The 14,310-nt window shown below is 70.6% G+C and carries 5 protein-coding genes; 4 read left to right on the top strand and 1 reads right to left on the bottom strand.

The genetic code is table 11. The annotated features are described in order from the left end of the window. The first annotated feature begins 341 nt into the window (after positions 1-341). Positions 342-890: a hypothetical protein gene (locus D7Y13_RS03645; protein WP_120534506.1), complete on the top strand. Its 549-nt coding sequence runs from the start codon at positions 342-344 to the stop codon at positions 888-890. After that, on the top strand, positions 887-1,480 hold the full coding sequence (locus D7Y13_RS03640; protein WP_120582364.1) for a tRNA-uridine aminocarboxypropyltransferase: 594 nt from the start codon (positions 887-889) through the stop codon (positions 1,478-1,480). Before D7Y13_RS03645 ends, D7Y13_RS03640 begins: the two co-directional genes overlap by 4 nt. A 21-nt stretch (positions 1,481-1,501) precedes the next feature. Here the strand turns inward: D7Y13_RS03640 and D7Y13_RS03635 are convergent, their stop codons facing one another. Further along, positions 1,502-2,461 carry an arginine deiminase family protein gene (locus D7Y13_RS03635; protein WP_120582363.1) on the bottom strand — a complete coding sequence of 320 codons (960 nt, stop codon included), beginning with the start codon at positions 2,459-2,461 and terminating at the stop codon, positions 1,502-1,504. A 164-nt stretch (positions 2,462-2,625) separates the two neighbouring features. On the opposite strand from D7Y13_RS03635, the gene D7Y13_RS03630 reads away from it, so the two are divergent. After that, a complete protein-coding gene (locus D7Y13_RS03630; protein ID WP_120582362.1) occupies positions 2,626-10,851 on the top strand; it encodes a non-ribosomal peptide synthetase/type I polyketide synthase in 8,226 nt (2,741 codons plus the stop codon). After that, complete coding sequence (locus tag D7Y13_RS03625) at positions 10,848-14,285, top strand: non-ribosomal peptide synthetase (protein WP_120582361.1); 3,438 nt, start codon at positions 10,848-10,850, stop codon at positions 14,283-14,285. The genes D7Y13_RS03630 and D7Y13_RS03625 overlap by 4 nt, the downstream gene beginning before the upstream one ends. Positions 14,286-14,310 lie beyond the last annotated feature (25 nt).

The following is a 14,310-nucleotide window of genomic DNA, read 5'->3' as shown; positions in this document are numbered from 1 at the left end:
GCGCCATGCCTCCGGGTATTCCACGCCCCGCCCGAAGCGGGAACGGGCTCCAGCATGCACCAGCCCCTCGCGGGTTCCGGCCGAATTTCGCCGCCGCGGATGGGATGCCGTGACACGTCACGGAGCGACCCTCCTGGTGCGTCACGCGCCGTGGCACGGCCTGTCAGGTCGGCTGGAACGGTCCCCCTGGAATTCCTGTTTCGCCGCATCGGGGCGGACGCCCGCGGGCCCGGGCGCCGGGCCTTCAAGGGCGGCGGGGAGGAAGAGAAGCGCCCCGGGCCCAAACTCCCCCTTGCGTGCGTGGGGAGTCCTTTGGTCCTCTTGGGCACAGCCGTATGCCCATGGAAACCGCCGCCGACAGCCGAGAGTACCGCGTGGTCTTCTTCTGCCCCGCGTCGAACGCCCGGCTCGAGCGGCTGGAGGTCCCGGTGCGTCGGCTGTTGTCGCGCATCCAGGCCCCCCCCGCGGAGCTGGCCCCTCTCACCGAGGCCGGCGCGCTCACGGAGGCCGGGTGGCAGGTGTACCTGGTGCGCTCGCTCACGGAGCGCTCGGCGGCGCAGGCCATGGCCGCCTACGTCAGCGAGGCCACCTGCGCGCTGGCGGCGGAGGTGGACGCGGAGGTGCTGGGCCTCTACGTGGACGTGTCGGGGGACTCGGCGCGCATCTGTCGCTGTGGCCCGGAGGACGGGCCGGAGACCTTCGCCGGACGCCGGCAGGCCGCGCTCAACCGCACCTCCGAGTGGCTGGAGGTCGCCCCCGCGAGCCTGTCCGCCCTGTTCCAGTTGGATCCGCCGGACGCGGAGTACGAACCGGACGCGGATGACCGCTTCGTCGAGGAGAAGCTGCGGGAGGCGCGGACACTGATGGAGCGCTACCGCACGGCGAAATGAGGTCCCGGACCCCGGAGGACCTCGCGGGTCGCTGTGCGCGGTGCTACCTGCCCGCGGCGTGGTGTCTGTGCGCGCAGGTCCCCGTCGTGCCCACGCGCACGGAGCTGCTCGTCATCCGCCACAACAAGGAGGCGGAGAAGAGCACCAACACCGCGCGCATCGCGGCGCTGGCCCTGCCCCGCTGCAGCATCGTGTCCTATGGCGCGCCCGGTCAGCCCTTCGATGCGTCGGTGCTGGGGGACGGCTCGGACACGTGGCTGCTGTTCCCCGACGCGCCGGAGGCCGAAGGGCCCTTGCCCCGGCGGCTCGTGATCATCGACGGAAGCTGGGCGCAGGCCCGGCGCATGGTGCAGCGCGTCCCCGGCCTGCGGCGCCTGCCGGGGATGCGGCTGCCCCCGCCGTCTCCGGACTCCCGCCGCCTGCGCCGTCCGCCGCACCCGGATGGGATGTCCACGCTGGAGGCCATGGCCGGCGCGCTCGCGCGGCTGGAGGGCGAGGACGTGGCGAAGCCGCTCCTCGCGCTGCACGAGCTGATGATCGAACGCGTGCTCGCGAGCCGCGGGCGGCTGGGCTGGGTGGACTACCTCTGAGGTCCGCTCCAGGCGGCCCGCTCAGGAGGCGGTCGCGCGGCGCTTGAGAGGCAGCGTGAGGCACCGGACGCTGCCGTTGCCCCGTTCAAGCGCCGCGATGTCCACGCCCTCCACCTCGATGCCCAGCTCCTTCACCAGCGGCTTGAGTCGCGGCGCGGCGCTCTGCGAGGCCAGCAGCAGCTGGGGGCCCAGGAAGATGTAGTTGGAGATGAAGCACGGGGGTTCGGAGGCGGGCAGCGGGAGGACCTTGCGTCCCCGCCGCGCGAAGAAGCCCTCGAAGGACTCCCACTGCGGTGCCTGCGCTGGCGTGAGCACGCGCACGGGCAGGTGCTTCAGGAACGAGCGGGCCACCACCGCCCGGGGCCCGAGCACGTTGAAGGCCAGGTCCAGGTGGATGATGCCCAGGTGCTCGGGGATGCTGACGGCCCCCACCTCCTGGAAGCCCGCGCTCCAGGCCGTGTCCACGAACCCCTGGAGGGCGCGCGCGTCGCTGCGCAGCCCCAGGTTGACGAGGATCCGCGCCTCGTCGAGCAGGAAGACGTCCCCGAACTCCAGGCCGGCCCCGGCTCGCTCCGCCGAAGCCGCTTCGCGTGGACCGCCGTGGATCAGCTCCGCCAGCGCCGCATGCGTCGCGTCGAACTCGGCGATGCGCGCGGCGAAGGCCGCGGTGCCCGTCACCAACTGACGGCCCACGACCGCGGCCGTGTCCCGCACGAACACCCGGTTCACCGAGGCGTCGCTCACCGCGCGCGCGGACTCCGGAAGGAAGTCCCCCAGGTCGAAGAGCCGGCACCCGAAGCGGGTCAGCGCCTCGCACAGCCGGCCGGAGGCGTCCTCCGCCTCCTGACGGGAGACAGCGCCGAGGAACCCCACCGCGGAGGCCTCCAGCGCGGTCGCGACCTCGAGCGTCGCCGGGCGGCACACCGCGACGCACTCCAGCTGTGCCGACTCCGACCAGCACTCGATTCCAGTCAACGTCATCCGCAACCACCCGTGGGTCCGCAGCGCCCAGCCCCGAATCCTTTTGGAACTCAAGGATTCCACCGACAGTTCACCTAGAAGTGTCCTCCATGCTAAACGACAATTACTAGATTTGTCTTTTATTCCAACAGTAGCGGAATTTCGACCTGTCCATCCTGACCTACATGAAGCCCTCGACACCGTCCGCCGTCCGCTCCCGGGAAGAACTTGTCGCGTGGCTGCGGGACTACGTGGCCCGGAGCACGGACCTGGCCGTGGAGGCCATCGACGCGGACACGCCCTTCGTCGACTACGGGCTGACGTCGAAGGACGCGGTCTTCCTCTCCGGGGAATTGGGCGAATGGCTGGGGCGGGACGTGTCCCCCACCCTCGTCTGGCAGCACCCGACCATCACCGCCGTGAGCCTGCACCTGGGGTGCGCTCCGGAGCCGGAGCGCCCGGCGGCGAAGGTGCTTCCGGCGGCGGTTTCGGAGGGCGCCATCGCCATCGTGTCGCTGGGGTGCCGCTTCCCGGGGGCGCCCACGCCTGAGGCGTTCTGGAGCCTGCTTCAGCGCGGCGGCGATGCCATCACCGAAGTCCCCGCGGACCGGTGGGACACGCAGCGCTACTACCACCCGGACCCGACGCACCCCGGGACGATGAACACGCGCTGGGGCGGGTTCCTGGAGCAGGTGGACGGGTTTGATCCGCTGTTCTTCGGCATCTCGCCCCATGAGGCGGCGCGGATGGATCCGCAGCAGCGGTTGCTGCTGGAGGTGGCCTGGGAGGCGCTGGAGCGCGGAGGGCAGGCGCCGCACGCGCTCCGGGGCAGCCGCACGGGCGTGTTCGTGGGCATCAGCAGCAGCGACTACGCGCAGCGACAGTTCGGAGACCCGTCACTGCTGGACGCGTACGCGGGCACGGGCAACGCGCACAGCATCGCGGCCAACCGGCTGTCGTACCTGTTGGGCCTGAGGGGCCCGAGCATGGCGGTGGACACCGCGTGCTCCTCCTCGCTGGTGGGCCTCCACCTCGCCTGCCAGAGCCTGCGCGTCGGCGAGTGCGACCTGGCGCTCGCGGGCGGCGTGAACCTCATCCTCAACCCGGATCTCAACATCGCCTTTACGCGGGCGGGGATGATGGCGCCGGACGGGCGCTGCAAGACCTTCGACGCGGCGGCGGATGGCTACGTGCGCTCCGAGGGCTGCGGCGTCGTCGTGCTCAAGCGGCTGGCGGACGCGCAGGCCGCGGGGGACGCCATCCTCGCGGTCGTCCACGGCTCGGCGGTCAACCATGACGGGCCCAGCAACGGGCTCACCGCGCCCAACGGCTTCGCGCAGCAGGAGGTCATCCAGCAGGCGCTGCGACAGGCCGGGCTGTCCGCCGGAGATATCAGCTACGTCGAGGCACATGGCACCGGCACGACGCTGGGAGACCCCATCGAGCTGGAGGCGCTCAAGGCCGCGCTTCGGCCCGGGGGACGCGCCGAACAGCGCTGCCTCGTCGGTTCGGTGAAGGCGAACATCGGGCACCTGGAGTCGGCGGCGGGCATCGCGGGGCTGGTGAAGATCGTCCTCGCGCTCCAGCACTCGGAGATCCCTCCGCAGGTGCACTTCCGCACGCTCAACCCGCACGTCTCGCTGGATCCGGCTGCGTTCCACATCCCGACCCGCCGCGAGCCGTGGACGTCGGAGACAGGGGCGCGCTTCGCGGGGCTCAGCTCATTCGGTTTCGGCGGCGCCAACGCGCACGTCATCGTGGGCGAGGCCCCGCGCCGGGCCTCCACCGCCACGGCCGCTCCCGAGCGCGCGCACCACCTGCTGACGCTGTCGGCCCGGACCGCGCCGGCCCTGCGCGAGCTGGTCCAGCGCTATCAGTCCCGGCTCTCCGCACCGGACGCGCCAGCACTGGCGGACGTCTGCTTCACGGCCAACACCGGACGCGACGCCTGGGCCCACCGCTTCAGCACCACGGCGGGCTTCCTCCCGGAGCTGTCCGCGCAGCTCGATGCGTTCCTGAACAGCCGCCCCCTCCCCGGCCAGCACCAGGGCGAGGTCCAGCGGAGCGCCCAGCCACGGGTGGTCTTCCTCTTCCCGGGTCAGGGCGCGCAGTACGCGGGCATGGGGCGCCAGCTCTTCGACAGCGAGCCCGTCTTCCGTGAAGCGCTGGAGCGGTGTGATGCGCTGCTGCGTCCGCACCTCGATGTGCCCCTGTTGTCCGTTCTGTATCCGGCCCCTGGCGAAGACGCCGAACGGATCCACCAGACGCGCTACTGCCAACCGGCCCTGTTCGCGCTCGGCTACGCGCTGTCGGAGCTCTGGCGCTCCTGGGGCGTGAAGCCGGACGCCGTGATGGGACACAGCGTGGGCGAGTACGTCGCGGCCCATGTCGCGGGAGTGCTCGGGCTGGAGGACGCCTTGCGCCTCCTCGCGACGCGCAGCCGCCTCATCCAGGCCCTGCCCCAGGACGGCACCATGGCCGCGGTGCTGGCCGACGAGGCCACGGTGCGCGCCGCGCTGACAGATGAACGGGACGTGGAGATCGCCGCCATCAATGGCCCGCGCCACGTCGTCATCTCCGGAGCGCGGCCCGCGGTGCAGCGGGTCGTGGAGGGCCTGCAGGCCCGGAGCATCGACTCGCGTCCGCTCACCGTCTCGCATGCGTTCCACTCGGCGCGGATGGACCCCATGCTCGCGGAGTTCGAGCAGGCGGCGCGCGCCATCGCGTTCCAGGCCCCGTCCCTGCCGCTCATCTCCAACCTCACCGGCACCGTGCTGAAGACGGCACCGGACGCGGGCTACTGGCGGCGCCACGTGCGCGAACCGGTCCAGTTCCTCAAGAGCATCGAACACGCGGCCCACGCGGGCCCGGCGGTGTTCATCGAGCTGGGCCCCAACGACACGCTGCTCGGCATGGCGAAGCGCTGCCTGTCCGAGGGCGCGAACCTCTGGCTGCCCAGCCTCAAGAAGCACCAGGACGATGGGCGGACGCTGCTGGGGAGCCTGGGCGCGCTGTTCGTCCGGGGCGTCTCCGTCGACCTGAAGCAGGTGGACCGCGCCTCCGCGCGCCAGCGCGTGCCGCTCCCGACCTATCCCTTCGAGCGCCAGCGGTGCTGGCTGGAGAACCGTTCCGTGGATCCCGTGGCCCCGCCGCAGAAGACCCTCCCGTCGACCGCTCCCGCCCTGTCCCGCCGCGCGCGGATCCAGGACGCACTCCGTTCGATGGTGGCCCGCCTGCTGCAAATGCCCCCGGAGCGGATGGGCCCGGACACACCCTTCCTGGAGCTGGGCGCGGACTCCATCGTGCTGATGGACGCCATCCGCAACGTGGAGAAGCTCTTCGGCCTCAAGCTGTCCATCCGCCAGGTCTTCGAGGAGCTGACCACGCTGGACGCCATGGCCGGCCACCTGGACCAGACCCTGCCCGACAGCTTCACCATCGCGGAGCCCGCCGCGCCCGCGCGCACCGCCCATGTGGAGCCCCAGGCCGCCGCGCCCCAGGCCGCTTCCACCGAGGCACCGGAAGGCTCCCTGGAGCAGATCATCCAGGTGCAGCTTCAGTTGATGAAGCAGCAACTGGCGCTGCTCGGCGCGAAGGGCGCGGCGGTTCCCAGCGTGGAGGCCCTCTCGCGTCCCGAGACCGCACCCGTGGCCCCCGTCGTGACCGTGCGGCCCGCGTCAGCGCCGACCGGTCCCGCGGCCTTTTCCGTGGGCACGGCGGACGCTGAGCCCGTACGGGAGCTGCCTCCCCAGCAGCAGCGCTTCCTGGAGTCCTTCATCGCGCGCTACACGCGCCGCACGCAGGGCTCGAAGCAGAACGCGATCCGCCATCGCGGCCGGTGGAGCGACGTGCGCTGGCAGATGAACTTCCGGCCGGAGGTGAAGGAGCTCTGCTACCCCATCGTCAGCACCCGCTCGCACGGGTCGCGCGTCTGGGACGTGGACGGCAACGAGTTCATCGACCTGTCCATGGGCTTCGGCGTGCACCTGTTCGGGCACAACCCGCCGTTCATCATCGAGGCGATGCAGCAGCGGCTGGCCCAGGGCATGGAGCTGGGCACGCAGTCGGATCTCGCGGGCGAGGCGGCGGAGCTCATCTGCGAACTGACCGGCATGAAGCGCGTCACCTTCTGCAACTCCGGGACGGAGGCGGTGATGACGGCGCTGCGCGTGGCCCGCGCGGCGACCGGGCGCTCGAAGATCGTGATGTTCACGTCGTCCTACCATGGCCACTCCGACGGGACGCTGGTCGTGGGCCGCATGGTCGGCGGCAAGCCGCAGTCGCTTCCCATGGCCTCCGGCGTCGCCCAGCACATCGCGGACGACGTGCTCGTGCTGCCCTATGGCGAGGAGCGGACGCTGGAGCTCATCCGCGAACACCTGCACGAACTGGCCGCCGTGCTCGTGGAGCCGGTGCAGAGCCGCCGCCCCCAGGTGCAGCCCCGCGCCTTCCTGAAGACCCTCCGGGAGCTGACCCGCGAGGCGCACGTGCCCCTCATCTTCGATGAGATCATCACCGGCTTCCGGCTCCATCCGGGCGGCGCGCAGGCGTGGTACGGCATCGAGGCCGACATCACGACGTACGGGAAGATTCTGGGCGGAGGCATGCCCCTGGGCGTCGTGGCGGATCGCGGCGGCTTCGTGGACCGCATCGACGGGGGCGACTGGCGCTATGGAGACGCGTCCCATCCCGTCCAGGGAACGACCTTCGCTGCGGGCACCTTCTGCAAGCACCCACTGACGATGGCGGCGACGCTCGCCACCCTCCGGCACCTGAAGCGCGAAGGCCCCGGCCTCCAGGAGCGCCTGAACCAGCGGGCCGCGAAGCTCGCGGAGCGGATCAACGCTGTCTTCGAGCGCGAGCAGGTCCCCATCACGATGGTGCACGGCGGGTCGGTGCTCCGCTTCACCTCGGCCGGCAACTCCAGCTACCTCTACCAGCCGCTGGAGATGGACCTGTTCTTCAGCCAGCTCATCGACCGGGGCATCTACATCTGGGAGGGCCGCACGTGCATGCTCTCCACCGCGCACACCGACGCGGACCTCGACACCCTCGTGCGCGTGGTGGCCCAGAGCGTGGCCGAGCTGCGCGAAGGCGGCTTCTGGCCCCGGACCCACACCCCGGAGGCCCCCCGCCCGGCCGAGAGCACGCCGGAGGAGCCCGCGCTTCCCGCGAACGTGCTGCCGACCACGGAGGCCCAGCAGCAACTGTGGATCCTCTCGCAGATGAACGCGGGCGGCTCCAGCGCCTACAACCTTTCGCTCAGCCTGCGCCTGTCGGGAGTCCTCCAGGTGGAGCTGCTCCAGCGCTCACTCCAGTACGTCGTGGATCGCCACGAGGCGCTGCGCATCCAGTTGGAGGAGACCGGAGAGCAGCAGCGCATCCTCCCGCAGCTCACCGTGGGCCTGCCACTGCACGACCTGTCCGCGCTGTCTCCGGACGAGCAGTCCACCCAGCTTACGGCTTGGTACGAAACGGAAGCCCAGTCCCCGTTCGACCTGCACCGGGGGCCGCTGGTCCGCGCGCACCTGCTCAAGCTGAGCCCGCATGATCACCTGTTCGTCCTGACGGCCCACCACGTGGTGGTGGATGGCTGGTCCCTGGGCATCCTCGTGCAGGAGATCGCCCAGCACTATTCAGCGATCCACGAGGGCCGCAGCGCCATCCGTCCCCGGCCTCTCCAGTTCAGCGACCATGTCCGCTGGATGCGGCGGCAGGCCCAGACGCCGGAGATGGCCGCGCACGAGCGTTACTGGCTGGAGCAGCGCGTGGACGCGGTGCCCACCCTGGAGCTGCCCACCGACCACGGCCGTCCTGCCCTGCGCAGCTACCGGGGCGCGCGCGAAACGGTGCGACTGTCGTCGTCCCTCACCCGCTCCGTGCGGGAGCTGGCGCAACAGCAGCAATCCACCCTCTTCATCCTGCTGCTCTCCGCGTACACCACCTTCCTGCACCGGCTGACGGGCCAGGACGAGCTGCTGGTGGGCATCCCCACCGGCGGTCGGGAGCTGGAGGACAGCGAGCATCTGGTCGCCTACTGCGCGCACCTGCTGCCCATCGTCAGCCACGCGAGGGGGGAGCAGTCCTTCCCGAAGTACCTCCAGGGTCTCAAGCAGACGCTGTGGAGCGCCTATGAGCACCAGTCGTATCCCTTCGCCCGGTTGCTCCACCGGCTGAACCTGCCGCGCAGCACCAGCCACAACCCGCTGGTCAACGTGACGTTCAACCTGGAGCGCCCCCTGGCCGCCGCGAAGATGAGCGGACTGCGCACGGACTTCCATTCCCAGCCCATCCGCTTCGCGGCCTTCGACCTGAGCCTCAACGCCATCGAGGTCGAGGACGGGCTCGTTCTGGACTTCGAATACAACACCGACCTGTTCGATGCCGGGACGCTCCAGCGCTGGACGCGCGGCTTCTACACGCTGCTGGAGGGACTGGTCGCAGACCCGCGACGCCGGCTGGCGGACCTGCCCCTGCTCTCCCCCGCCGAGCGCCACCACCTGCTCACCGCGTGGAACCAGACCCGGGCGCCCTATCGCAAGGACCTGCTGGTCCACGAAATCATCGAGAAGAAGGCCGCCGCGCGCCCGGACAAGGTCGCGGTGGAGTTCGACGGTCAGCTCCTGACGTATGCCGACCTCAACGGGCAGGCGAACCGGCTGGCGTACCACCTGCGCGAGCTGGGAGTCGGGCCCGGTGTGCTCGTGGGCTCGTTCCTGGAGCGCTCGCCCGAGGTGCTCGTCACCCTGATGGCCATTCTCAAGGCAGGCGGCGCCTTCGTGCCGCTGGATCCGGGGCTGCCCCTGGAGCGGCTGAAGTACCTGCTGGAGGACTCGCGCGTCGCGGTGGTGGTGACGCAAGGAGCGCTGCTGGAGCTGCTGCCCGTACACGACGCGAAGGTCCTCTGCCTGGATCAGGATGCGCCCGTGCTCGCGGCCTGGCCGGTCACGGACCTGGAGAACCTCGCGTCACCGGACTCGCCCGCCTACGTCATCTACACCTCCGGCTCCACGGGTGAACCCAAGGGCGTGTCCGTGGGTCATGGCGCGCTGGTGGTCCACTGCCAGGACGTGCGCGACCACTACCGGCACTCCGCGAACGACAAGATGTTGCAGTTCGCGTCGTTCAACTTCGATGCGTCGCTGGAGCAGATCCTTCCGCTCTTCATGGTCGGCGCCACGGTGGTGCTGCGGGGCCCGGAGGTCTGGACCGCCGAGGAGCTGCCGCGCCGCATCGTCGAGCAGCAGCTCACGGTGCTGAACTTCCCGACGGCCTACTGGCAGCAGGTGACGCAGCGCTGGAGCGAGTCGCCGCAGGAGCTGGGCGGCCACCGCGTGCGACTGATCATCATTGGCGGGGACACCATCCTCCCCAAGGTGCTGGAGCTGTGGCAGCGCGGGCCCCTGGGCTCGGTGCGGCTGCTCAATGCATATGGCCCCACGGAGGCGGTCATCACCGCGACCACCTTCGAGGTGCCCTCGGCCACGACTCCGTCCCAGGCGAGCGCACGCGTTCCCATTGGCCGTCCGCGCTCCAACCGCACCTTCTACATGTTGGACAAGTACGGCGAGCCGGTGCCCCTGGGCGTAGCGGGAGAACTCCACATCGGCGGCGAGCTGCTGGCCCAGGGCTACCTGCACCGCCCGGAGCTGACGGCGCAGCGCTTCATTCCGGATCCGTTCAGCGACAAGCCCGGCGCGCGGCTCTACAAGACGGGCGACCTGGCGCGCTACCTGCCCGACGGCACGCTCGACTTCCTGGGGCGGACCGACCACCAGGTGAAGGTGCGCGGCTTCCGCATCGAGCTGGGGGAGATTGAAGCGGCCCTGAGCCGGCACCCCTCCGTCCAGGAGGTCATCGTCACCGTGCGCGAGGAGAAGGACGTGGACGCGGCGGGGCACGACAAGCGGCTGGTCGCGTACGTCGTTCCCACGGCGCCCGACGCCGTGACGCCCACCGCGCTGCGCCAGTTCCTCCAGGAGAAGCTGCCGGACTACATGATCCCGGCCTTCTTCGTCCTGCTGACGGCCATGCCGCTCACCGCGAGCGGCAAGCTGGACCGGCGCTCACTCCCCGCGCCCGACCCGGCCACCAGCGCGCCCACGAAGCCGTTCGTCGCGCCGCGCAGCCCGACGGAGCAGGCGCTGTCGGAGGTGTGGATGAAGGCGCTGCGGCTGCAACGCGTGGGCGTCCACGACGACTTCTTCGAACTGGGCGGCGACTCGCTGCTCGCGACGCAGGTGGCCTCGCGCATCCGCGAGTCGCTGCGGTTGGATCTCTCCCTGGAGCGCATGTTCCAGGCCCCCACCATCGCGGGCCTCGCCGAGTACCTGGACACCCTGACCTGGGCCGCGAAGGCCATACCACCCGTGTCCGCTTCGGAAGCGAACCGTGAGGAGGGCGAGCTGTGAGCGGCCTGGATGAACTGCTGACGCAGCTCCGCAAGCAGGACGTGCGGCTGTGGATGGAAGGCGAACGCCTGCGCTTCAGCGCGCCTCCGGGCGTGATGACCCCGGAGCTGACGGGGCGGATGAAGGAGCGCAAGGAGGAGATCACCGCGTTCCTGCGCCAGGCGGGACAGTCACTCCAGGCCGCCGCGGAGCTCATCCCGACGGGGCCGCGCGAAGGGGACGTGCCGCTGTCTTCCGGACAGCAGCGCCTGTGGTTCCTGGAACAGCTCCAGGGACCGAGCGGCGCGTACAACATGCCCGCGGCCCTGCGCCTTGAGGGCGTGCTCGATGTGGACGCGCTTCGCCGGAGCCTGGAGGAGATCGTCCGTCGTCACGACATCCTCCGGACGACCTACGCCCAGGCGCAGGGACGTCCCGTGCAGCGCATCCAGCCTGTCGCGCCCGTGCCGCTGCCACGCGTGGACCTCCAGGCACTGCCTGCGGACATGAGGAGCGCGGAGGTCCGGCGGCTCGCGGCGGAGGAGGCGCGCAAGGCCTTCGAGCTGTCGCGCGACCTGCCGCTGCGGTTGTGCCTGCTCCAGCTCGATGCCCGCGAACACGTGCTGCTGCTCACGCTGCACCACATCGCTTCGGACGGTTGGTCCATCGGGGTGCTGGTCCGCGAGCTGGCGGAGCTCTACCGGGCCTTCACCACCGGCACGGCGCCGTCACTGCCCGAGCTGTCGCTCCGCTACGCGGACTTCGCGCACTGGCAGCAGGAGCGCGCCACGGGCGGCGCCATGCAGCCGCAGCTCACGTTCTGGAAGGAGCATCTGGCCGGCGCTCCGGGCCTGCTGGAGCTGCCCACCGACCGTCCCCGTCCCGCCGCGCAGCGCTTCCAGGGCGCCACGCGGCGCTTCACCGTGCCCGCGGAACTCGTCGCGCGGCTCAAGGCACGCGGACGTGAGGCGGAGTCCACGCTGTTCATGACGCTGCTGGCGACCTTCGGCGTGCTGCTGTCGCGCCACAGCCGGCAGAAGGACCTGGTGGTGGGCTTCCCCATCGCCAACCGGCTGCCGCAGACGGAGCCGCTCATCGGCCTGTTCGTCAACACGCTGCCCCTTCGCCTCAAGCTGGACGGGGAACCCTCGTTCTCGGAGCTGCTGGGACAGGTGCGCCGCACCACGCTCGCGGCCTCCGTCCATCAAGCGCTGCCCTTCGAGCAGTTGGTCGAAGCGCTCCAGCCGACCCGCGCGCTGAGCCACTCGCCGCTCTTCCAGGTGCTGTTCACACTCCAGAACACGCCCACCGAGCCGCTGACCCTGCCCGGGCTCGCGATTGAACAGCTGGAGATCGAAAGCGGCACGTCGCAGTTCGACCTCTCGCTCTCCATGAACGAGACGCCGCACGGGCTCGTCAGCGACCTGACCTTCGACACCGACCTGTTCGACGCCGCGACCCTCGAACGGATGACGGGACACTTCCTGTCCCTGCTCACCGCCGTGGCGGACAACCCCGCGCAGCCCGTCTCCCGGATGCCCCTGCTCACCGAGCCCGAGCGGACGCTCCTGCTGCGCGACTGGAACGCCACGTCCCGCGAGGTGGCACCTTCGCAGGGCCTGCACGGCCTGTTTGAAGTCCAGGCCGCACGACGCCCGGACGCCATCGCCGCCCGCTTCGAAGCGCAGGCGCTGAGCTACGGTGAGCTGGAGGCGCGCTCCAACCGACTGGCGCACCACCTGCGCTCCCTGGGCGTCGAGCCGGGACAGCGGGTCGGCATCTTCATGGAGCGTTCCCTGGAGCTGCTCGTGGGACTGCTCGGCATCCTCAAGGCCGGCGCGGCGTACGTGCCGCTGGATCCGCTCTACCCCGAAGAGCGTCGGGCCCACATCCTGGAGGACAGTGGCGTGGCGCTGCTCGTGACCGAGCCAGCACTGGCCGCGCAAGCCCCGACGCACCAGGTCCGGACGGTCCTGCTGGCGGACGCGGAACAGGCCTCTTCGGATCCGCTGCACCTGTCGCTGTCCGGTGAGCACCTGGCCTATGTGCTCTACACGTCGGGCTCCACCGGGAAACCCAAGGGCGTGGCGGTGCCCCACCGCGCGGTCACCAACTTCATGGCGTCGATGCAGCGCGAGCCCGGCATCACCGACGCCGACACGCTCTTCGCGGTGACGACCATCGCCTTCGACATCTCCGTGCTGGAGCTGTTCCTGCCCCTGAGCGTCGGCGCGCGCGTGGTCATCGCCAGCCGGGAGACGGCCGTGGATGGCACGCGACTGCTTCCCGCGCTCGCGGCCAGCGGCGCCACCGTGATGCAGGCCACGCCCTCCACGTGGCGGATGATGCTCGCGCTGGGCTGGGCCGGGGACTCGCGGCTCAAGATGCTGTGCGGTGGCGAGGCCCTTCCCCCGGAGCTGATTGCGCCGCTGCGGGCCCGGGGTGCATCGCTGTGGAACATGTACGGCCCCACGGAGACCACCATCTGGTCCACCGTGTCGCGCGTGGAGGAGCAGGCCCGGCTCACGATCGGCCGACCCATCGACAACACGCGGGTGTACGTGCTCGACGCGTGGCTCCAGCCCGTTCCCGTGGGCGTGGTGGGCATGCTGTACATCGGCGGACTCGGGGTGGCCCAGGGCTACCTCCACCGTCCGGACCTGACCGCTGAGCGCTTCGTGCCGGATCCCTTCAGCCGTGAGCCCGGAGCCCGGCTGTACTGCACGGGTGACGGCGTGCGCGTCCTGCCGGATGGCGCCCTGGCCTACGTGGGCCGCGAGGACGGGCAGATCAAGCTGCGCGGCCACCGCATCGAGCTGGGAGAGATTGAAGCGCGGCTGAGCCTGCACCCCGGCGTCCACGAGGTGGCGGTGCGGGTGTGGGAACTCGCGGGCAGCTCGGAGCTGGTGGCCTATTTCCAGCCCGGCACTGGCGACGCTCCGGAGGCCCAGGCGCTCCGGGAGCACCTGCGCTCGCATCTGCCGGCCTACATGATTCCGTCGCACTTCGTGGCGCTGGAGTCCTTCCCTCGCACGGCGAACGGCAAGCTCGACCGCAAGGCCCTGCCCTCGCCCACGCCGTCCCAGCGCGCGACCGCCGCGTTCGAGCCGCCGCGCACGCCTCTGGAGATCCGCCTCGCGGAGATCTGGCGCGAGGTGCTGGGCGTGGAGCGCGTCGGCCTGCACGAGGACTTCTTTGAACTTGGCGGTCATTCGATGAAGGCCGTGCAGATCCTCGCCCGCGTGCAGGAGGCCTGGAGCGTGGACGTGTCCCTGCGCGTCCTCTTCGAACGGCCCACCCTGGAAGCCATGGCGAAGCACCTGGAGGCGCGGCAGCAGGGCACGCCTTCCGTGACACCGCCTCCGCTCGTCGCGCGCCCCCGACAGGCCCGCCGCGTCCAGGCCACCTCCCGCGCCGACCTCAACCTGCCCGAGTCCCCCAACAAAGGGGACTGAAGGCAGCCCTTCCTTCTTCACGGGC

Source organism: Corallococcus praedator (assembly GCF_003612125.1).
Taxonomy (GTDB): domain Bacteria; phylum Myxococcota; class Myxococcia; order Myxococcales; family Myxococcaceae; genus Corallococcus; species Corallococcus praedator.
The sequence above is the reverse complement of the archived record's forward strand: the minus strand, read 5'-3'. Positions and strand labels throughout refer to the sequence as shown.